Raw genomic sequence first — 19,636 nt, 5'->3', positions numbered from 1 at the left:
CCTCTCGACATTCCCGCGAAGGCGGGCATTGTGCCCCTTCCGGGTAAACCTAGCTGGATCCCCGCCTTCGCGGGGACCTCAAAAAGGTACTTGTGACTATAGGGTATGACAACACTTACCCTACCAATTTCGCCAATTCCTCTTTCACTTTCGCAACATGATCTTTGACTTTCACATTCGTCCACGCCGCTCGTACAATCCCTTTTGGATCGATAATATAGGTCGAGCGAACGATCCCCATGTACTCTTTTCCGTAATTTTTCTTCATTGCCCATACACCGTAATCTTGCATCATCTGCGTCGTCGGATCACTAAGGAGGGTAATGCCGAGATTTTGTTTCTCGATAAAGTTGCGGTGCGCCTTGGTACTATCAGCACTTACCCCGAGGATAATTGCACCCATATCATCATAATCATCCATCGCTGCCGTAAACTCGCACGCTTCCGTCGTACATCCCGGCGTTGAATCTTTCGGGTAAAAATAGAGCACGATCCATTTACCGCGCAAATCGCGTGAACAGATCTCTACGTCATCTTGGTTACTCAAACAAAAATCGGGAGATATACTTCCTACTTCTAACATCATTAATTCCTTTTTTAAATTTATCTCGTCATCCTCGGGCTTGACCCGGGGATCCATCCCCATGAATGCAAAGCTGGATTCCCGCCTTCGCGGGAATGACGAAAGACTATAAAATGACTACCGATTTGATTTCCGTAAACTCTTCGATCGCAAACCGCGGCCCTTCGCGCCCGACACCGCTCAGTTTTACACCGCCGTAGGGCTGAATGTCGAAACGGAGTGTCGGCATATCGTTAATCACGACACCGCCTGCATCGAGTTCATCAATCGCTTGGGTCGCATGGGAAAGGTTGTTCGTAAAAATGGAAAACTGCAATCCGTACGGCGAATTGTTCATACGTTCGATTGCATCATCGATTCCATCCACCCGCACCAGACTCACGATGGGGGCAAATACCTCTTCGCACACAATTTTCATCGATTCGGTGACATCGGCCATAACGCACGGATAAAAGATTCGCCCTTTACGGTGCGGAGGTGTCAGGGGACGAGCCCCCTCTTCCATCGCACTCTCTATCCAGCTCATCGCCCTCTCCGCAGCTTCATCGTTGATCAACGGTCCCAAAAATGTATCGTCATTGTACGGTGAACCGACAATCAGTTTTGCAGTAGCATCTGCCATTTTAGCGGCAAACGTGTCGTAAATGCTACTATCCACATAAATACGTTGCAACGAAATACACACCTGCCCTGAATTCACAAATGCGCCGATGGCACAGCGAGACGCTGCATACTCCAGATCGGCACTGGTATCGATATACGTCGCCGCATTACCGCCAAGTTCCAAAGAAACTTTTTTAATCCCGGCACTTTTCGTAATGATATTGCCGACTCCGACCGATCCGGTAAAACTAATCACGCGGGGAATATCACTGCTAACCAATGCACTCCCCACTTCCGCATCACCGTACACGACACTCAGAGCATCGGGAGTGGCAAAGGAGCTTTCGATAAAAAGCTGTGCCAGTTTATAAGCACATAACGGCGCTTCCGGGGTCGGTTTGAGGACAACCGCATTCCCCGCTACCAACGCAGGTGCGAGTTTATGGGCAACAAGGTTGAGAGGAAAATTAAACGGAGTAATAGCGACAACAACTCCAACCGCCTCTCTACGCCAATAGGCATGCGCTTTACGTCCGCTCGAAGTGGCATCGGTATTGATCGTCTCACCGTGCATGGTACGCATCGTCTCAGCGCTCAGGGTGATTGTCTCAATACAACGATCCACTTCCATCCGTGCATAGGTGATCGGTTTACCCACCTCATCACATAGAACTTTAGCGAACTCTTCTCGCTGTTCACGGAGTTTGGAAGCAACATCCAATAACCACGCACATCGTTGATGTAATGGAGTTTTTTTAGCGATTTTAGAAGCGTTATGGGCAATCTTAAGTGCCTGAAATGCATCCTCAGCACTGCACTCTGCCGCGCGTGAAACGACACGACCGTCATACGGACTAAGACGCTCATTATAGCTTAGAGCAACTACCTGACGTGATCCCATCCAAACGTGTGCATCCATAAAACCCTCTTTGAAGTTAATGTTGTTTCAATTATACAAATCATCACCTAAAAGGAGGGGGAAATAAAAAATTTAAGGAGTTTCTTTTTAAGAAGCTCTTAGAATGTGTCTCAAAAATACGCAGAGGATCATAATGCTTGAACTTAAAATTACCAACGGTGTTTTAGGGGTACGCCCTCCGGTCACCAAACCCCATCCGGGATTCTATTTCCAAGTTGGAGAAGAACGTTTTCGCAAGCTGGTAGATGATCATTACGAAATGATCCGAAACAGTGATATCTCCTTTTTGTTTCCTGTCAATGACGAAGAAGATTTTGCCAATGCAAAAAAACACGCGGCCGATTTTCTGATCCAAATCTGCGGAGGACCGGACTATTTCGCCCAAAGCCGAGGTGAACCTCGTATGGTAGGCCGTCATGCACCGTTTCGTATCGATGAGACGGCTCGCCGCCGATGGCTTGAATTTTACGCCGTATTACTTCCAAAACTTGAAGAGGAAGGGGTAAGTCCTGAATACATCCAATCGTTTTGGGATTATCTCGATGTATTTTCGATCTGGATGATCAACACTCCGTCACATTAATTTTTCCCGCAAACGCGGGAAAAATCAACCCCTTAATAAACCTTAAATACCAACTACGCTAAAATCTCCCAATTTTTCTTTTGGAGATCTTCTCATGAACGAAGCCAAATTTATTTGGATGAACGGCAAACTACTCCCATGGAGTGAGGCAAAAATTCACGTCCTCTCCCACACACTGCACTACGGTAACGGTGCTATCGAAGGGACTAAAGCGTATAAAACGCCGAAAGGGTACGCTATTTTCCGTCTTAACGACCATACGAAACGCTTGATCGAATCGGCGAAAATGACCCTTATTACCGTCCCTTATACGGTGGAAGAACTCAATGCGGCGCAAATCGAACTTTTGCGTGCCAACGAGTTTACCGGCGAAAACGTCTATCTCCGCCCTATCGTTTATCTCGGATACGGCGTTATGGGTGTTTACCATAAAGAAGCACCGGTTGAAGTATCGGTAGCTGCATGGGAATGGGGTGCATACCTCGGCGAAGAGGGGATGAAACGGGGAATCCGCCTCAAAATATCATCGTTCAGTCGTCCGAATAACAAATCGAATATGGGTAAAGCCAAAGCGGTTGGAAACTACCTCAACTCACAAATGGCAAAATTCGAAGCGGTTGAAGCGGGATATGATGAAGCACTCCTCCTCGATGATGAGGGATACGTTGCTGAGGCGAGCGGTGCATCATTTTTTCTCATCAAAGACGGTGAGCTTATCACCCCACCGAATGACAACTCGCTCGTATCGATTACCCAAAGAACCGTTATCGAAATGGCGGAAAACATGGGGATCAAAGTAACACGCAGAAAAATCACCCGTGAAGAGATTTACGTCGCAGATGAAGCGTTCCTCACAGGAACTGCGGCTGAAATTACTCCTATTCGTGAAGTGGATGCACGTGTACTAGGTGCAGGCGGACGCGGACCGTTGACCGAAAAAATCCAAGCCGCTTATTTCGACATTGTATGTGGGCGAAACCCTGATTACGATCACTACCTAACCTATATCAATTAAGGATTATTTGCATGGCAAGTGATATGAACGATTATTTTAATAAAAAGAAAAAAGAAGAGCAACGAGGGGGTGGATTTCAATCCCCAAAACCGCCAAAGTTCGATTTTAACATGAACTCTCAAAAAGCAGGTATGTTATGGGTTATCGGCGGATTTATTTTGCTCCTCGTTTTAGCCAAACCGTTCATTATTATCACCGAAGGGGAACGCGGTATCCTCTCCACCAACGGTAAATATGAAGATCAGGCATTAATGCCTGGGCTCCATTTCCTCATACCGTTAATCCAAAAAGTGTACGTCGTCGATACCAAAGTACGTATTATCAACTATGCCGATAAAATCGACCGTGCTTCAACCGCAGGTGATGGAATTGTCCTTAAACCGGCGATTACTGTTTTGGATAAACGGGGACTTCCTGTCTCTATCGATATTACCGTCCAATATCGCCTAAATGCTCAGTTGGCAGCGCAAACGATCTCAAATTGGGGCTTTAGCTGGGAAGATAAAATTATCGATCCGGTAGCCCGCGACGTCGTCCGTAATGTTGTCGGTCAATACGAAGCGGAAAATCTCCCGATCATGCGTAATGCTATTGCGACGCAAATCGAAGCAGGGATTCGTAAAAATGTTGAAGGTCAGAAAAATGCTCCGGCTCAACTTGAATCCATTCAGCTCCGTGAAATCGGTCTTCCTCAAAAAGTCAAAGATCAAATCGAACGGGTTCAAGTCGCAAAACAAGAGGTAGAGCGTGCTCAACAAGACGTTGAACGGGCAAAACAAGAGGCATTCAAAAAAGAGACCGAAGCGCAGGGTACCGCTAACGCCATTACCATCCAAGCTCAAGCGCAAGCCAAAGCCAACCATCTCATCGGTGCTTCTTTGACTCCGGGATTGTTAAAATTGGAGCAAATCCAAGTTCAAGGGAAGTTTAACGAAGCACTCAAAGAGAATAAAGATGCTAAGATTTTTCTCACACCGGGAGGTTCAACACCGAATATCTGGCTTGATACCAAAACAGGTGATTCACAAAAAATCTCTTCTACCCACTAACATTTTTTAAGCTGGATTCAGTGACATCGGTGCTAAAGCACATCGATGCCCCGTTCCAAACTAAAAACAATAAGCAGTTATTGTTTTTTACATTTTACACCCTTAGCGGGAATGACGAAAGGCATTATCCATGAATCTCGATCACATTGACTGGGCAAAATCCGATCTTCTCCCTGTTATCGTCCAAGACTCCACCACACTTGAAGTGCTGATGATGGCATACATGAATCGTGAAGCGTTGGAACTCTCCTTATCCACGAAAATTGCTCACTATTATTCTCGCTCTAAACAGCGTCTTTGGAAAAAGGGAGAAAGCAGCGGTCATCTACAGCATGTCGAACGCTTTTTACTCGACTGCGATAACGATACCCTCCTCATTGTCGTCCGACAAGAGGGGGTTGCCTGTCACACGGGACGTAAATCGTGTTTCTTTACCGATATTGAGTCGGGTGAAAATATTAGTGAACCGCAAATCGATACAACAGCTGCTTATGGGATCATCGATGAGCTCTATCATACGATCCTAAGCCGAAAGAATGCCGATCCTGAAACCTCATGGACGGCAAAACTTTTAAGCAAAGGGGATAATACCATCCTCAAAAAAGTGGTCGAAGAGGCAGGAGAATTTAGTTTTGCGATCAAAGACGGCAAAGAAGATGAAATTATTTACGAATGTGCCGATTTAGTGTATCACGTCCTCGTCGCACTGGGGCACAAAAATATCTCTCCCGATCGTGTTAAACAAGAGCTCGCCCGAAGATTTGGGATGAGTGGGATTGCGGAGAAAAACGCTAGGAAACAATGAAAGCACGCATTCAAGATTTTATTCAGAATTTGATTCCTTATGATTACTTCCTCTTCGGAGGGATTATCGTCCTCTTTATCCTTTTACTTACCCTTGCAATCGTATTACGCCATAAGTTAGGTCTTGCTATATTTATTGTATTGACGGCATTTGGGGTATTGACGGTCGCCCCTGTTGCCGGCTATTTGGCAATGCACCATCAGCTCTTTAAAAATAAAATTACCCTTCATGAGATTAAAGCCCTTGAATTCACCGAAGCGCTCCTGATCAAAGGGGATATTAACAATACGTCGAAGCGCCCCTTCAAAGAGTGTACCCTTTATACCGGTGTATCTAAAGTGACCCCTAACCCCTATCTCACTCAGCTTTATCACTTTATCCCTTTTAAAAAAAGTTCTATGACGCTTCACCAACCGATTTCTACGGGTGAATCGGTGTCGTTTAAATTATTTGTTGAGCCCTTTCGCTATACTAAAAAATACAATGTCACTGTAAAGGCAGAATGCAGATGAGTCCGTTAACCCCATGGCATTATATCCTCATTGCAAATTTAGCGATTCTATTTCTGTTGGGAACCATTTTGGCATTGCGCAGCCGTTCGAAATTTTCGGTTTTTATCACCATCACTCTGATACTGATATTCTTAGGGACATTCTTATGGTATCTTATTAATGAAACCGTTTACAAAGTCGAAGTCTTCCAGTTGGAGGATGAACGGATGTACCAAACAGAGCAAATTTTGATTAGAGGAGTGGTTCGAAATGTCGGGAAGTACCCGGTCGCAAACGTTGTCGCCACGGTAAAAATGGTCAATATACGCGGATCAAAAGAGCAAAAAGCGACACAATTCGCTCAACCCACGGTATTTGCCGAATTATTTGAAGGGGATAATCCCGACTACAAACGGCAAAACATTGTTGAGCAACAAGTTATTGCCGATTATATCAATCCGGGAAGTTCTAAAACATTTAGAATTTTGATGGATTATCCCCCCTATTTTAAAAACACCTCTTTCGATGTTACCGCCGAGGCAGATTAATACTTGAGTCCAACCTTTTTAAGTGCCTTATTAATCGTACGAAACTGACTCTTTTTATCTTGGCACCATGCCGGAGCGATTAAGCTCTCATCATCAATCCCCGCACTGATCCTCTGCACACTGACATGCGGAGGCTTGAGGAGTAAAGCTTCACTCAATACGTCACAATAGAGTTCTTCGCTGATCGGTTCAAACTCTCCTCGGGCATATTCATTGGCCAATGCGGTCCGCTTGACAACGTAGAGCGGATGGTATTTAACCGAGTCAATCCCCAGTTCATACGCCCGTTTCGCGGTCTCAAGCATCATCTCTTTTGTCTCTCCCGGAAGACCGAAAATAAGGTGTCCGCACACGTTCAGTCCATAATCTTTTGCTTTTAAGATCGCTTCTTGGACATTGGCGCTGTCGTGTCCGCGATTTACCCGTTTCAATGTCTCATCATAAATCGACTGAATTCCAAACTCAATCCAAATCTCCGTTTTTTGTGAGAGTTCCGCCAGATAGGCAAAGGTCTCATCACTGATGCTGTCCGAACGGGTCCCGATACTGAGTCCCACGACATTCTCAAAACTAAGTGCTTTTTCATACAATGATTTGAGTGTCTCAAGCGGCGCGTACGTGTTGGTAAAACTTTGGAAATAGACAAGGTAGCGCTCAGATCCATTCTCATCTCTCAAACGTTTCGAGAGGGCTTCAAACTGCCACTCTAATTGTTGAAGCTGTTTCTCGAGATGGGGATTGGCGGTAGAGGTGAGGTTTAGAAAAAAGCCTTTGAGCTCACGGGCACGATCCAAACTTGGGCTGAAGGAGTCGTTTTCACAAAACGTACATCCCCCCTTGGCAACAGTGCCATCAATATTGGGGCAGGTAAATCCGGAGATGGAGACAGGGACTTTAGAAATTTTGGCCCCAAATTTGCGGTGCAGATATTGCCCATATGTAAAAATCTGCTCCCGCATTAAACACTCACTGTTTTATATTTCTCAAAAAACAAAGTTTTTTGTAGCTTTAGGGGGATGCAAGGGTGAAAAGCGTTTAAAAAGCCAACTGCTTGGCTTTTGTAGCTTTGGAACCTATGCCGATGTACGAAGTACCGACTAGGCGTCCCTGCCATTAAAACGGACGAGTTCGTTTTAATGTGTAGCATTAGATAATGTATTTGCCGGTAAAACAGGCAGTACAGTAATTCTCTTCTTTTCCGTTGACACTGCTGAGCAATGCCTCATTGCTCAAATATCCCAATGAATCCGCTTCAATAAAAGCACAAATCTCTTCATTGGTCATATTCGCGGCGATCAGTTTCTCTTTGTCCGGGGTATCGACTCCGTAATAGCACGGGTCGGTTGTCGGAGGACTCGATATTCGCATATGCACTTCTGCCGCCCCTGCCGCTTTGAGCATACGGACGATTTGGCGGCTGGTTGTTCCGCGAACGATCGAGTCATCGATAACGATAAGCTTCTTCCCTTTGATCAAACGCTCAATAGGAGAAAGTTTCATCTTTACTTTCAAATCACGCATCTCTTGCGTCGGCTCAATGAACGTACGTCCGATGTAGTGGTTACGCATAATAGCCATCTCAAAAGGGATGCCGCTTTGCTGTGCATATCCAATCGCGGCAGGAACTCCGCCATCGGGAACAGGAACGACCATATCAGCCTCAACCGGTTGTTCGCGTGCAAGTGCTTTTCCCATTGCTTTACGCATCTCATATACGTTTTGGGTATAGACATTCGAATCAGGCCGGGCAAAATAGACATATTCAAAAATACAATGCTTCGGAGTCGGTTCGAATACTTTGATCGATTGGGGGGCTTTCCCTTTTTCGAAAATCAACAGTTCACCCGGTTCGACATCACGGATATACTCCGCACCGATCAGATCAAAGGCACACGTCTCTGAAGCGACAACGTATCCATCCCCGACACGCCCGAGGCTAAGAGGGCGAAAACCGTGAGGATCGCGCATCGCAAACATTTTCGAACGGCTCAGGAAGACGAGAGAATAGGCACCTTCGATCTTTTTAACAGCATCGATAATACGATCAGTCAAATGGTGCTGGTCGCTTTTTGCAATCAAATGGATCAGATTTTCGGTATCCATGAACGTTTGGAAAATCGCCCCTTTTTTAATCAATGCATCCCGCACCTCTTTGGCGTTCGTCAAGTTACCGTTGTGAACGATCGACATCTCCCCCAGATCATAGCGGGCAAATACCGGCTGAGCATCGAGAATCGAGTCATCCCCTGCCGTCGAATAACGGGTGTGCCCGATCGCCATATGCCCTTTGAGAGTATTAAGCTTTTGGGTATCAAATACCTGTGTCACCAAACCTCTGTCTTTGATCGTATAGAGCTTTTCACCATCACCCGTACTGATACCGGCAGCTTCCTGACCGCGGTGCTGAAGAGCATGAAGCGAGAAATAGGCTAATTTTGAGGCCTCAGGATGGTCGAAAATACCGACTACTGCACATTTTTCATTTAAGCTACGCACTGTGTTTCCTTATGCAAGTTCTAAACAGTCTTGAATACTGTAGAGACCGTTTGGTTTTCCGGCCAGCCATTTTGCGGCACGTATGGCACCTTTTGAAAAGGTGTTGCGGGTTGTTGCGGTATGGTGAAGTTCAATAAATTCGCCATCGTTGTAAAATCCGACCGTATGACGGCCCACGATATCTCCGCCGCGCAATGCCATTACGGCGATTTCATCTTTGGTCCGTTCACCGATATTACCGTTACGTCCGCTGACACGCACGGCATCCAGATCGAGATTGCGACCCGCTGCCGCTGAATGAGCCAAGGTCAACGCCGTACCGCTTGGGGCATCTTTTTTATGACGATGATGCTGCTCGACAATCTCAATATCAAATCCGTCCAGTGTTTTGGATGCCATATGGACGAGCTGATTGAGAAGGGCGACACCTAGGGACATATTGGTCGCATACAAAATCGGCATAGATTCGCTCGCCGTTTTGAGAAGATTCATCTGATGGGTATCCAATCCCGTCGTTCCGATAACCAAAGGTTTAGGGTGTTCTATCGCTTGTTCGAGTAAAACCTGCGTCGCTTCAGGCAATGAAAAATCGATAATAACATCGGAACCTTTAAGCAACGTCGCCATATCGTTCGTTACCAAGACCGACGGATCGATTGAAAAATTGAGTTCATTACGGACATACACCGCCCCTAATGAAATCTCGCTCTCATGGCGCAAATCTTCAATCAAAAGCTTTCCGACACGCCCACCGGCGCCAAATACACCTGCTCTTATCATTCTGATCAATCCCTATTCTGCATTATTCTTCGGCATTTTAGCGTCATAGTGTTTAAAAAGGCGTAAATAGATTTATTAAAAACCGTTAATGATGCCCATCCACATACGCAATTGCCTGCAGCGCTGCTACGGCACCGTCGCCGGCAGCACAAACGACTTGTTTCGGAGCTTCCGCACGCATATCTCCCGCCGCATAAAGACCCGGAACGGAGGTTTTCATACTCAAATCGACTTTGACTTCACCCCATTGGGTCATATCACATAAGAAAGTGCCGTCTTCTTGGATAAGCACTTGATTATTTACATTGTTCCCGACGAATACAAATACCCCCGGAACATCGATTTGACGCATCGAACCGTCTTGCAGTTTCACATGAATTCCATTAACGCCCATCGCATCTCCGAATACCTCTTCCGGGATTGCATTTAAAACAAGCTCGATATTTGCCGTATCTTTAACTCTCGCTATCGTATTCGGAGCGGAACGAAACGTATCACGACGATGGATTAAATAAACTTTAGAACAAATTTTCGCTAAGTAAAGTGCTTCTTCGAGCGCAGTATCCCCGCCCCCGATAACCGCTACCTCTTTATTTTTGTAGAAAAATCCGTCACACGTTGCACACGTACTTACACCTCTCCCAAAAAAAGTATCCTCACCGACAAATCCCGCACGCTTTGGCGTGGATCCGGTACAGACGATAACACTTTTAGCTTCATCTTCCGTTCCGTCTGATTTTTGAATTCTAAATATGCCATCTTCACGGCGGCTTACACGGGTAACTTCAGACATCTCATGTTTGAGTCCGAAACGTTGACATTGCTCAGGCCATGGAATCATCAAATCCATACCTGTTATATGACCGGTGACGCCGGGATAGTTTTCAATCTCCGAACTCATTGTAATCTGTCCGCCGGGCATCCCTTTTTCAAACATCGTAACATTATCCAAACCGCCGCGTGTCGTATATAAGCCCGCTGTCAAACCTGCAGGTCCTCCGCCAATAATTGCGCAATCCAACATCCAAAACTCCTGTTTTTAAAAAAACTTATTATCAAAACATCATACAGTGTAATAAATAAAGAGGTACTGTTAAGGGATTAGGGGTAAAAATATTAAGGTTTTATTTATAATTAAAATAATTTTTTAGAATAAAAGTCAGAAGGATGATTCTGACCCGAAAGGGTCAAGCTTCAGTGCCATAGCGGCAAGTGTAGATGAGGGGATTTTATCCCCTCGTCGTTTAAAATTAGAGTAACGCGTTAATTTTGTCAGCAAATGCTTGCTTAGAAGCAGCACCGACCATTTGTTCAACGACTTCACCGTTTTTGAAGAAAAGAATTGTAGGGATAGAACGAATACCGTATTTAACCGCGATATCTTGCTCTTCATCTGTGTTTACTTTACAGATATTTGCTTTTCCCTCATATTCCGCTGCCAACTCTTCGATAACCGGAGCGATCATACGGCAAGGCCCACACCACGGAGCCCAAAAATCGACCAATGAAACACCCTCTTTGGTGACTTCATCAAAATTTGATACTGTCAATTCAACATATTTACCCATTGTACTTCCTTGATTGCGAATGTTTGTTTATGAGCTATTATAACGCCTCAATCTTTAAAATGACTTATTACACAACTCTCACATTTTTTCTCAGGAGAGGCACTTATAATGTAATGTTCTCAATCCACTCCAGCCCCTCATCGGAAAGGATAAGGGCATCGATACAGTAATCAAGATTGAGCCGTTTTTGCTGGAGATAGGTTTGGATAGTGCGATGTAATTTCTGAAGCTTTGAAGGGGTGATATTGTTGACGGCCTGCTCATACGTCACGGCACTCTTGACCTCGACAAAATGAAGAACATTATCCGGGTCCAAAGCAATAATATCGATTTCCCCGAAACGGTTATACACATTTCGGTCAATGATTCTCAACTTTTTTTTTCGTAAAAACTCACACCCGCGCTCTTCGGCAATACTCCCTTTGGCACGTGTGTGCACGATTTTTACTCCAAGTAGTCGGGTTTGATCACCTCGACTTTAACCGATTTAAAACGGGCCGTTTTTATCAACTCATCCGCTTCATCCCCAAAGAGAAAGTTGATGTTGCTTTTGGCATGGTGAAAAGTCGTGAACAGGGTCCCTTTTTTCACCGTTGAGCTCACTTTGACCCGCAAAGGGGCACTTTGTCCGTATTCGCTTTTAAGAACAACAAAGTCTTTAAACTCAAAAAATTCTTCATCCTCCACACTCACCAACAAAGTATCTTCACTGTGCGAACGGTGGAGTTTGTCACACGCGTTGGTCTGCGCCGCATTGTTGTAATGAACCAAGACGCGCCCTGTGGTCAGATAATACCCCTCATGCTCTCCGTGTTCTCTCAATTCTTCCACTTGCCCGCGTGGAGAATACTGATGGTATCGAAATGAACCGAGCCCATCTTTGGTGCGGAAATCACTCAAATGCAAAACCGGGGTATCTTCTTCCTTCACCGGCCATTGCAAGCCGCGCAAGCGCGCAGCTTCCAGTTTTTCATAGCTCGCACCGCCAAAACGGTTGGGTGCATCGATTCGTACTTTTTCCCAAACATCACGAGACGTTTTTACTCCCAAATCGGTACCGTAACGTTTTGAAATTTCGGCGATCACCTCCCAATCATCGGGCATGGTGACATTAATGAGCGGTTGAGAGAGATGGAGACGGCGCTCCGCATTAACGTAGACCCCCGTTTTCTCATACGCACTTTTTACCCCAAAAATAATGTCGGCAAATTTGGTGATCTCGTTATCAAACAACTCGTTCACAATCAACAGATCGAGGTTCCCGAGTGCCGCATGTATTTTGTTTTGATTCGGATGAATGTGCGCGATATCTTCACTGATGTTAAACAATGCTTTGATTTTTCCTTCAATCATCGCGTTGATCAGATCCGGGGTCATCATCCCCACCTCTTTTGGGGGTTGATAATCAGGGGCATAATAAGGGAGCATCCCCACATCACAGGTTCCCTGGACATTGTTCTGCCCTCGAAGCGGCATCAGCCCTGCTCCGCGCTTACCGATATTTCCGGTCAACATCGCCAAATGGGTAATCGCCATCACCGCATACGATCCGTCCAAATGTTCCGTAATCCCTAGACCCCAGAAAAAGAGGCTGCGCCGGGTAGCATATTTACGCGAAACACTCCGAACCTCTTCGACCAGTGATTCATATCCCGGTATTTGCAGAAGGTATTCCGGATTGGCATACGGGTCGTTTAAAATAGAGTTTCTGTACTCTTCATACCCTTTTGTCCGTGTGTCGATAAATGCTTTATTGACTAAATCTTCACTCAATATGACATAGGCCATCATATTCAAGATCATTAGGTTTGCTTCATACGGGATACTCAAATGGTGCGTTGAGGATTTTGAGAGCTGAATACGGCGGACATCCAACACGGCAAGCTCAATATTTTTTTGTTTGATCACATCGAGCATTCGATTGGCGACGATCGGGTGCCCTTCGGTCGTGTTAGACCCCATGACTACCATAAATTCCGTTTCGTAAATATCATCAAACGGATTGGTCGCCGCCCCCTCACCGATCGTCGTGCGCATCCCTTTAAGCGAAGGGGAGTGGCACACGCGGGCACAATTGTCGACATGCGGAGAACCGACGACATGGCGGGTAAAGTGCTGAAACAGATACGAACTTTCACAACTCGTACGTGCACCGCCGATCGCAGCAAAACTGTGAGATCCGAATTCATCCGTAATCGCTTTGAGTTTACGAGCGGCAAGTTCATACGCACTGTCATAGCTGATTTCGTAAAAATCGTGATCGACCGGTTCTAAATAATCCATATCCAAATCAGCGAACAAAGCACTATTTTTGGCAAGAAACGATTTGCGGACACGGGCATTTCGAAGCCGTTTGGGATGGTTTACAAAATCCCACCCCTGTTTTCCTTTGATACACAGTCGTCCTTGAGAAACGACACCCTCTTCTTTTGCGAAGATTTTTTGGATTTTGTTATCTTCCACCTCAGCGGAAATATCACATCCCACACCGCAATAGGTACAAACGCTGTCGATGACCATAGAGATATTTCCTCTAGCTTCAGGCTAATCGCCCTTTTTAAAATTGGTGAAGTGTACAATTTTGTCTCTTAAGGACTGCGGAAGCGTCGAGACAATTCGAATCATTAAGGCAAATCTAAAAGGAAAAGCATAACGGATTTTTTTTCGTTTTATTGCATCCGTTATTCGCCGTATTCCCACCTCTGTCGTCATGAAAAAGGGCATCTTAAAGCGATTCTTCTGCGTCATCTCCGAATCAATAAAGCCCGGCATGATCGTCATTACCGATATTCCGTAAGCCTTTAGCTGATAATGCAATCCTTCCGCATAGGCATTGAGGGCGCGCTTCGAACTGCTGTAGGCGATCGAGGTCGGCATCGTCAAAAGGGAGGCAAGCGAAGAGATAAAGACAATCTCCCCCGATTTTTTCTCCATCAGTTTCGGAATGATCGGTTCCAGGAGGGCATGTACACTTAGAAAATTGGTTTTAAAAAGGCGTTCAAAATCTTCAAACGGCGTTACACCGCCCGAATGACCGACCGAAACACCGGCATTGAGGATAATACGGTCAACCCCCTTTTCACTCACCCCTCTTCCAATCTCTTGCATTCGCCCAAAATCGTTGACATCGGCTAGAATCGTCTCGACCTCAGCACCTTTTTTTCGGCATCGAGCGGCTACATCGGCTAACCGTTCTTCTCTGCGTGCGATTAATACGAGCTGATTTTCATTCGACGCATAATAGAGAGCCAACGCTTCCCCTAAACCGCTGCTTGCACCTGTGATTACTATCCTCATCCTTTTTCTCCCGCAAGCAAATAGTCGATATAATTATACCCATGAATGAAACACTAATGATCGGGGAGATTAACACCCTCGTTATCGACCGCTCTACCGTGCCGGGACTATTTCTACGTGCACTGGATGAGAGCGACATATTACTACCGAATCAGTACGTCACCGATGCAATGCATATCGGCGATACCATTGATGTCTTTGTCTACACTGACAGCGAGGACCGTCCCGTTGCCACAACCGTAAAACCCAAAGCAATGGCAAATGAAATCGCCTTTGTAGAGGTTGTGGATACCACCCCTATCGGAGCCTTCGTCAACTGGGGATTACCGAAAGACCTTTTCGTTCCAAAAACATTGCAAAAACGTCCCTTTGCTGTCGGAGAAAAACGGCTCATACGCGTTATCTTGGATGAACAGACCAACCGCCTCGTCGGAACGGAGAAAATCAGCGGAGCATTAGAGACTCCTCCGAAAAGCTTTTATCCTAACACCCCCGTGAGTTTTATGATTATTGCAAAAACTCCGCTGGGGTATAAAGCAATCGTCGATCACAAATACGAGGGGATGATTTACGCCAACGAAATTTTTGAAGATGTCCGTGTCGGGCAAATCAAAAACGGGTTTGTAAAAGTTCTACGTCCCGATGGCAAACTCGACCTTTCACTTCAAATGGTCGGAAAAGCAAAAGCTTCCAGCGGTGCGAATAAAATACTCTCGATGATACAAGCCAACGGCGGAATGCTTCCGTATAATTACAAAAGTGATCCGGATTTAATCCAGCGCACCTTCGGCCTAAGCAAGAAAAATTTCAAAAGCGCGCTCACACAACTCAGCGAGAGCGGTAAAATTACTATTAAAGAGAGCGGAATTTATGGGATATAGACCACGCAAGAGCCCTTTTAGCCATTTAAAAGCGCGCAATCTAAGTTACACGGAAAATGATCAGACCTTTACCTTAATCAGTTTTAATCGTGAATCGATGCTCCTAGAAGTTCATATCAATGATGGCAGGGAGACAAAAATTGTGACCGATTTTCCCTTTGCCCACTTACCGAAAAAGATCAAGCAAGAGCTCAATCCGCTATAATTTCACCACTATTTTTAAAAGGATCCGAATGTCTCAATTCACCAACGTCACCGCTGATAAAAAAGCAAATATCTATTTTGATGGCAAAGTTACCAGCCGAACACTCCATTTCGGAGATGGCAGTATCAAAACTCTGGGAATCATGTTACCGGGTGAATACACGTTTAACACCGGCGATAAAGAGATTATGGAGATTATGAGCGGAGAGATGGAGGTTCAGCTTCCAGGTTCTGATGCATGGGTCACTATTACAGGACCAGAAAGCTTCGACGTCCCTGCCAACAGTGCATTTCACCTTAAAGTCAAAACCATCAGTGATTACTGCTGCAGCTTTGTAAAATAATCCCTTTCTTGTCATCCTCGGACTCACGTGCCCTATAGGGTATGATCCGGGCATCCATTCCCAAAATTAAAAGCTGGATTTACCTGCAGAGGGCACAATGCCCGCCTTCGTGGGAATGACGGATATACTTCATCATCTTTGGGTATCAACATCCTTCTCACGAATCCACCCCTCTTTTGGATACGCTTGCCATCCTTTGAGCGTTACTATACCGCTTATTTTATACCATGATCCACGTTTGGTATGTGAGGTTATAACCGTATTTTCTTTATACGCCAGACACTCGCCGGCCAGGGTACATACAGTCCCCCCCTCTTTGATTTTCAGCCGAACCGGCTCTATTTCCTCTACCCCGTTGACATAGAGTGGTTTATCTCCTCCACCCCTTTTATCGTTGTCCAATTTTCCACCCATGATCTCCGATAAAAGAGTGCGGGCATCTTGATCCCCCTGCTCGGCCGCTTTTGTAAGCCACATCACAGCGCGATCCAGGTTTTTATCCACTCCACGCCCCGAAACGTTCATCAATGCGAGATTATACTGAGCATCGAGGTATCCCTGCTCTGCAGATTTTTCATACCACAGCGCCGCTTTGGTTTGATTTTGCTCTACCCCTATCCCCCGCTCATAAATCACGCCGGTTTGAAACTGCGCCACTTTATTACCACGCAGGGCAGCTGTATACGTTTCCCAAAATGATTGTGATGCATCAAAAGCAAAAAGAGAGGAGCAAAAAAAGAAGAAAATATATAACTGTTTTTTCATAAATGAAATCCCCTTATCAAAAAATAGTTATAGGCTTCCCGCTAGGGGGAAGATTTATTTATAGCGATAGGTAATTCGCCCTTTATCCAGACTGTAGGGAGTAAGTTCGATTTTCACCGTATCACCCGGGAGAATTTTGATGTAGTGCATACGCATTTTACCTGCGATATGACACAAAATAACATGACCATTCGGCAACTCAACACGAAACGTTGCATTCGGTAGTGCCTCAATAATCTTTCCGTCTACTTCAATGACATCATCTTTTGCCATATTATTCCTTTACGCGATTGATAATATTTCAGCTCTACCGTTGATAATTGCAACCGTATGCTCGTAATGAGAGCCTTTCAGCCCATCCGTGCTCACCACATCCCAACCATTTGCCAAAATTTTGGAAGTTCCCTCTTTTTGACAAATCATCGGTTCCAGACAAAAAACCATTCCGTTTTTAATCTTCGGACCCGCCTTAGCATTCGGTCCATCCAAATAATTGGGGATTTCAGGTTCTTCATGCGGTTTTTTACCGATCCCGTGACCGCAAAATCCTCGCAAGGGGACAAATCCTCGTGCAAGGATAAAGCGTTCCATCTCGTATGAGAGCTCTTTGAAGCGCATACCGTCTTTAATGATATCGATTGCAAAATAGAGGGTATCTTTCGCACAGGCGATCAATGCTTCGTCTTCGGAGCTAATTGTTCCGACACCGACCGTAATCGCCGCATCTCCAAAATACCCGTTTTTTTGTGTACCGACATCAAATCCGACGATATCACCCGCTTGGAGTGCATAATCGCTTGGAATGCCATGAATGATTACATCGTTTACCGAGGTACAAACTGCACTTGGGAAACCGTAGAGACCTTTAAAAGAGGGCTTGGCACCCTGGCTTCGGATATATTCCTCACCCATTGCATCAAGTTCTTTTAATGTCATCCCAGGCTTAGTGTGGGAAGCTAACAGCTCCAACGTCGCACCAACGATTTGATTCGCAGTACGAAGTTTAGCTATTTCATCATTTTTGCGTAGCGCAATCGCCATTGTTACAGGCCAACCGCACTAAGGGTTTGATATTTGGACATATAAACCTGTGCTTCGATTCGACGCATTGTATCCAATGCTACTTGAACCACGATCAGAACTGCCGTCCCTCCGAAGAAGAACGGCACTCCCATTGCTTTAACAATTACCCACGGAAGTGTCGCCACAAGACCGAGATAAATCGCACCGGTAATAGTCAAACGCCCTGCCGTGTCATTCAAAAACTCCTTGGTCGATTCGCCCGGACGAACACCCGGAATAAATCCACCTTGACGTTTGAGGTTATCGGAAATATCTTTAGCATTAAATACGATAGACGCATAGAAAAATGCAAAGAATACAACGAATACAAACGTCAAAAAGTTAAAGAAATAGTGATTCGGATTTAACACATCCGCTATCGATTGGACATAGGGATTGGTACTCGAAGACATAACCGTCATCGGGAACATCAAAATAGCCGAAGCAAAAATAACCGGGATAACCCCTGAAAGATTTACTTTGACCGGAATGTAGTTCATAACCCGTTTATTTTGATTTTGAAGCATCGTCTTTTTTGCGTAGGTTACCGGTATACGGCGTTCACCCAGCTCAACATAGATAATGACCAAAATCGTTGCAATAATAAGGGCAACAATGCCAAGCAAAGACAAAAAGCCCATAGCTCCGGTATTTACCATAGTTACCGCTTGAGAAATCGCACTCGGAATCGCCGAAACAATACCGGCAAAAATGATCAACGATACACCATTGCCAATACCGCTTTGGGTAATCTGCTCACCGATCCACATCAACAGCATAGTCCCTGCCAGCATGGATACGACAGCCAAGGTTACAAAGGTACTGTGATCAACTAAAATGGCACTGCTTCCGTCTTTTCCCGTCATACCTTGCAAACCGATACTCACGCCGATCGCTTGCACTATGGTAATTACGATGGTTGCATAACGGATAATTTGCATGTATTTGACCATACCGTCACGCTCTTTTTTCATTTGCGCTAAGTTTGGAAAAGTGGCTGCTAAAAGTTCCATAATAATGGATGCGGTGATGTAAGGCATAATACCAAGAGAGATAATGGAGAGGCGTTCTACGGCGTTACCGCTAAACATATTGAAGAGACCCAATGCATCCGCTGAATGTTCATCAAAGAACGAAGCGATGACAGCTGTGTCAACTCCCGGTACCGGCACGTATGCCAGTAGTCGGAAAATAAAAAGAAAACCGATCGTAATTAAGATCTTGTTTACAAGTTGTTGGTTCATTAGTTACCAGTTGTTGTAACGTTTTCGTCTTTGATTTTAGATGCTAAATCTTTAGCGCTTGCGCCGACAAGTTTAACACTTGTAACCGATTTAGCCAATCGATGTACACCACGGATAGTTTCCATTGTGATTTCAGCGAGAGTTGCAATCTCTTTTACTTTTTCAACATTGATTATTGTCGGTTTTACAACACGTGATGTAAATCCGATTTTTGGCAAACGGCGAGCAAGTGGTTGTTGTCCACCCTCAAAGTTACGTTTTTCATTGTAACCTTTACGCGCTTTTTGTCCTTTGTGACCTTTACCGGCTGTTTTACCTTGGCCACTTCCTTGGCCACGGCCAAGACGTTTTTTGCTGTGGGTTGAACCCTCAGCAGGAGTAAGGTTTTCTAATGCCATA

The 19,636-nt window shown here is 45.2% G+C and carries 24 protein-coding genes; 9 read left to right on the top strand and 15 right to left on the bottom strand.

The genetic code is table 11. From position 1 onward, the window contains the following. Positions 1–115: 115 nt before the first annotated feature. Together WB308_RS05025 and WB308_RS05020 are read right to left on the bottom strand one after the other, a co-directional pair. Positions 116–583 (bottom strand): peroxiredoxin, encoded by a 468-nt coding sequence (locus WB308_RS05025; RefSeq protein ID WP_424189853.1) that lies wholly within the window; start codon positions 581–583, stop codon positions 116–118. Between the two features lie 106 nt (positions 584–689). Further along, entirely contained in the window at positions 690–2,105 is a 1,416-nt protein-coding gene (locus WB308_RS05020) for an aldehyde dehydrogenase family protein (RefSeq protein ID WP_424189612.1), read from the bottom strand. A 133-nt stretch (positions 2,106–2,238) separates the two neighbouring features. Between WB308_RS05020 and WB308_RS05015 the strand changes: the two genes are divergently transcribed. The 6 genes from WB308_RS05015 to WB308_RS04990 all read left to right on the top strand — a co-directional run bounded on the left by WB308_RS05015 (position 2,239) and on the right by WB308_RS04990 (position 6,596). Further along, on the top strand, positions 2,239–2,688 hold the full coding sequence (locus WB308_RS05015) for a globin (RefSeq protein ID WP_424189610.1): 450 nt from the start codon (positions 2,239–2,241) through the stop codon (positions 2,686–2,688). A 94-nt stretch (positions 2,689–2,782) separates the two neighbouring features. Beyond that, complete coding sequence (locus WB308_RS05010) at positions 2,783–3,703, top strand: branched-chain amino acid transaminase (protein ID WP_424189608.1); 921 nt, start codon at positions 2,783–2,785, stop codon at positions 3,701–3,703. Between the two features lie 11 nt (positions 3,704–3,714). Next, on the top strand, positions 3,715–4,752 hold the full coding sequence (locus WB308_RS05005) for a prohibitin family protein (protein WP_424189607.1): 1,038 nt from the start codon (positions 3,715–3,717) through the stop codon (positions 4,750–4,752). A gap of 130 nt (positions 4,753–4,882) precedes the next feature. Next, positions 4,883–5,557 carry a bifunctional phosphoribosyl-AMP cyclohydrolase/phosphoribosyl-ATP diphosphatase HisIE gene (gene hisIE, locus WB308_RS05000; protein WP_424189606.1) on the top strand — a complete coding sequence of 225 codons (675 nt, stop codon included), beginning with the start codon at positions 4,883–4,885 and terminating at the stop codon, positions 5,555–5,557. Continuing rightward, complete coding sequence (locus WB308_RS04995) at positions 5,554–6,069, top strand: DUF2393 family protein (protein ID WP_424189604.1); 516 nt, start codon at positions 5,554–5,556, stop codon at positions 6,067–6,069. The genes hisIE and WB308_RS04995 overlap by 4 nt, the downstream gene beginning before the upstream one ends. Further along, positions 6,066–6,596: a DUF2393 family protein gene (locus tag WB308_RS04990; RefSeq protein WP_424189602.1), complete on the top strand. Its 531-nt coding sequence runs from the start codon at positions 6,066–6,068 to the stop codon at positions 6,594–6,596. The genes WB308_RS04995 and WB308_RS04990 overlap by 4 nt, the downstream gene beginning before the upstream one ends. Here the strand turns inward: WB308_RS04990 and WB308_RS04985 are convergent. The 8 genes from WB308_RS04985 to WB308_RS04950 all read right to left on the bottom strand — a co-directional run bounded on the left by WB308_RS04985 (position 6,593) and on the right by WB308_RS04950 (position 14,737). Next, on the bottom strand, positions 6,593–7,555 hold the full coding sequence (locus WB308_RS04985) for a TIGR01212 family radical SAM protein (RefSeq protein WP_424189600.1): 963 nt from the start codon (positions 7,553–7,555) through the stop codon (positions 6,593–6,595). The genes WB308_RS04990 and WB308_RS04985 overlap by 4 nt on opposite strands. 187 nt (positions 7,556–7,742) lie before the next feature. After that, entirely contained in the window at positions 7,743–9,092 is a 1,350-nt protein-coding gene (gene purF, locus WB308_RS04980) for an amidophosphoribosyltransferase (RefSeq protein ID WP_424189598.1), read from the bottom strand. Positions 9,093–9,101: 9 nt separating this feature from the next. After that, complete coding sequence (gene dapB, locus WB308_RS04975; RefSeq protein WP_424189596.1) at positions 9,102–9,872, bottom strand: 4-hydroxy-tetrahydrodipicolinate reductase; 771 nt, start codon at positions 9,870–9,872, stop codon at positions 9,102–9,104. Positions 9,873–9,957: 85 nt separating this feature from the next. Beyond that, positions 9,958–10,896 (bottom strand): thioredoxin-disulfide reductase, encoded by a 939-nt coding sequence (trxB, locus tag WB308_RS04970; RefSeq protein ID WP_424189594.1) that lies wholly within the window; start codon positions 10,894–10,896, stop codon positions 9,958–9,960. Positions 10,897–11,122: 226 nt separating this feature from the next. After that, complete coding sequence (gene trxA / locus WB308_RS04965; protein ID WP_310439356.1) at positions 11,123–11,440, bottom strand: thioredoxin; 318 nt, start codon at positions 11,438–11,440, stop codon at positions 11,123–11,125. 103 nt (positions 11,441–11,543) lie between these two features. Further along, entirely contained in the window at positions 11,544–11,879 is a 336-nt protein-coding gene (locus WB308_RS04960) for a YraN family protein (protein ID WP_424189591.1), read from the bottom strand. A 5-nt stretch (positions 11,880–11,884) separates the two neighbouring features. Next, a complete protein-coding gene (locus WB308_RS04955; protein WP_424189589.1) occupies positions 11,885–13,960 on the bottom strand; it encodes a molybdopterin oxidoreductase family protein in 2,076 nt (691 codons plus the stop codon). 24 nt (positions 13,961–13,984) lie between these two features. Continuing rightward, on the bottom strand, positions 13,985–14,737 hold the full coding sequence (locus WB308_RS04950; protein WP_424189587.1) for an SDR family NAD(P)-dependent oxidoreductase: 753 nt from the start codon (positions 14,735–14,737) through the stop codon (positions 13,985–13,987). Positions 14,738–14,778: 41 nt separating this feature from the next. Here WB308_RS04950 and WB308_RS04945 point away from each other — a divergent pair, with 41 nt between their 5' ends. Genes WB308_RS04945 through WB308_RS04935 form a run of 3 tightly spaced genes read left to right on the top strand, consistent with a single transcriptional unit; the run spans position 14,779 to position 16,166 of the window. Further along, complete coding sequence (locus WB308_RS04945) at positions 14,779–15,618, top strand: CvfB family protein (protein WP_424189585.1); 840 nt, start codon at positions 14,779–14,781, stop codon at positions 15,616–15,618. Further along, positions 15,608–15,823, top strand: coding sequence for a malate dehydrogenase (locus WB308_RS04940; protein ID WP_424189583.1), 216 nt, complete (start codon positions 15,608–15,610; stop codon positions 15,821–15,823). The genes WB308_RS04945 and WB308_RS04940 overlap by 11 nt, the downstream gene beginning before the upstream one ends. A gap of 28 nt (positions 15,824–15,851) precedes the next feature. Then, positions 15,852–16,166 carry a pyrimidine/purine nucleoside phosphorylase gene (locus WB308_RS04935; RefSeq protein ID WP_424189581.1) on the top strand — a complete coding sequence of 105 codons (315 nt, stop codon included), beginning with the start codon at positions 15,852–15,854 and terminating at the stop codon, positions 16,164–16,166. A gap of 132 nt (positions 16,167–16,298) precedes the next feature. Here WB308_RS04935 and WB308_RS04930 read toward each other — a convergent pair whose 3' ends face one another. Genes WB308_RS04930 through rplO form a run of 5 tightly spaced genes read right to left on the bottom strand, consistent with a single transcriptional unit; the run spans position 16,299 to position 19,635 of the window. Beyond that, positions 16,299–16,931 carry a tetratricopeptide repeat protein gene (locus WB308_RS04930; RefSeq protein ID WP_424189579.1) on the bottom strand — a complete coding sequence of 211 codons (633 nt, stop codon included), beginning with the start codon at positions 16,929–16,931 and terminating at the stop codon, positions 16,299–16,301. 54 nt (positions 16,932–16,985) lie between these two features. Beyond that, positions 16,986–17,204 carry a translation initiation factor IF-1 gene (infA, locus tag WB308_RS04925; RefSeq protein WP_013459075.1) on the bottom strand — a complete coding sequence of 73 codons (219 nt, stop codon included), beginning with the start codon at positions 17,202–17,204 and terminating at the stop codon, positions 16,986–16,988. 9 nt (positions 17,205–17,213) lie between these two features. Continuing rightward, positions 17,214–17,972, bottom strand: a complete 759-nt coding sequence (gene map, locus WB308_RS04920) for a type I methionyl aminopeptidase (RefSeq protein WP_424189577.1) — start codon at positions 17,970–17,972, stop codon at positions 17,214–17,216. 2 nt (positions 17,973–17,974) lie between these two features. Next, positions 17,975–19,237 carry a preprotein translocase subunit SecY gene (gene secY, locus WB308_RS04915; RefSeq protein ID WP_424189575.1) on the bottom strand — a complete coding sequence of 421 codons (1,263 nt, stop codon included), beginning with the start codon at positions 19,235–19,237 and terminating at the stop codon, positions 17,975–17,977. Next, positions 19,237–19,635 (bottom strand): 50S ribosomal protein L15, encoded by a 399-nt coding sequence (rplO, locus tag WB308_RS04910; protein ID WP_424189573.1) that lies wholly within the window; start codon positions 19,633–19,635, stop codon positions 19,237–19,239. The genes secY and rplO overlap by 1 nt, the downstream gene beginning before the upstream one ends. Position 19,636 lies beyond the last annotated feature (1 nt).

This window comes from Sulfuricurvum sp. (genome assembly GCF_049587615.1).
Lineage (GTDB): Bacteria > Campylobacterota > Campylobacteria > Campylobacterales > Sulfurimonadaceae > Sulfuricurvum.
The sequence above is the reverse complement of the archived record's forward strand: the minus strand, read 5'-3'. Positions and strand labels throughout refer to the sequence as shown.

Bases quoted from the DNA above. Each gene is read 5' to 3' on its own strand.
- WB308_RS05025 (WP_424189853.1), bottom strand. From the start codon at position 583: ATGTTAGAAGTAGGAAGTATATCTCCCGATTTTTGTTTGAGTAACCAA.
- WB308_RS05020 (WP_424189612.1), bottom strand. From the start codon at position 2,105: ATGGATGCACACGTTTGGATGGGATCACGTCAGGTAGTTGCTCTAAGC.
- WB308_RS05015 (WP_424189610.1), top strand. From the start codon at position 2,239: ATGCTTGAACTTAAAATTACCAACGGTGTTTTAGGGGTACGCCCTCCG.
- WB308_RS05010 (WP_424189608.1), top strand. From the start codon at position 2,783: ATGAACGAAGCCAAATTTATTTGGATGAACGGCAAACTACTCCCATGG.
- WB308_RS05005 (WP_424189607.1), top strand. From the start codon at position 3,715: ATGGCAAGTGATATGAACGATTATTTTAATAAAAAGAAAAAAGAAGAG.
- hisIE (WP_424189606.1), top strand. From the start codon at position 4,883: ATGAATCTCGATCACATTGACTGGGCAAAATCCGATCTTCTCCCTGTT.
- WB308_RS04995 (WP_424189604.1), top strand. From the start codon at position 5,554: ATGAAAGCACGCATTCAAGATTTTATTCAGAATTTGATTCCTTATGAT.
- WB308_RS04990 (WP_424189602.1), top strand. From the start codon at position 6,066: ATGAGTCCGTTAACCCCATGGCATTATATCCTCATTGCAAATTTAGCG.
- WB308_RS04985 (WP_424189600.1), bottom strand. From the start codon at position 7,555: ATGCGGGAGCAGATTTTTACATATGGGCAATATCTGCACCGCAAATTT.
- dapB (WP_424189596.1), bottom strand. From the start codon at position 9,872: ATGATAAGAGCAGGTGTATTTGGCGCCGGTGGGCGTGTCGGAAAGCTT.
- trxB (WP_424189594.1), bottom strand. From the start codon at position 10,896: ATGTTGGATTGCGCAATTATTGGCGGAGGACCTGCAGGTTTGACAGCG.
- trxA (WP_310439356.1), bottom strand. From the start codon at position 11,440: ATGGGTAAATATGTTGAATTGACAGTATCAAATTTTGATGAAGTCACC.
- WB308_RS04955 (WP_424189589.1), bottom strand. From the start codon at position 13,960: ATGGTCATCGACAGCGTTTGTACCTATTGCGGTGTGGGATGTGATATT.
- WB308_RS04950 (WP_424189587.1), bottom strand. From the start codon at position 14,737: ATGAGGATAGTAATCACAGGTGCAAGCAGCGGTTTAGGGGAAGCGTTG.
- WB308_RS04945 (WP_424189585.1), top strand. From the start codon at position 14,779: ATGAATGAAACACTAATGATCGGGGAGATTAACACCCTCGTTATCGAC.
- WB308_RS04940 (WP_424189583.1), top strand. From the start codon at position 15,608: ATGGGATATAGACCACGCAAGAGCCCTTTTAGCCATTTAAAAGCGCGC.
- WB308_RS04935 (WP_424189581.1), top strand. From the start codon at position 15,852: ATGTCTCAATTCACCAACGTCACCGCTGATAAAAAAGCAAATATCTAT.
- WB308_RS04930 (WP_424189579.1), bottom strand. From the start codon at position 16,931: ATGAAAAAACAGTTATATATTTTCTTCTTTTTTTGCTCCTCTCTTTTT.
- infA (WP_013459075.1), bottom strand. From the start codon at position 17,204: ATGGCAAAAGATGATGTCATTGAAGTAGACGGAAAGATTATTGAGGCA.
- map (WP_424189577.1), bottom strand. From the start codon at position 17,972: ATGGCGATTGCGCTACGCAAAAATGATGAAATAGCTAAACTTCGTACT.
- secY (WP_424189575.1), bottom strand. From the start codon at position 19,237: ATGAACCAACAACTTGTAAACAAGATCTTAATTACGATCGGTTTTCTT.
- rplO (WP_424189573.1), bottom strand. From the start codon at position 19,635: ATGGCATTAGAAAACCTTACTCCTGCTGAGGGTTCAACCCACAGCAAA.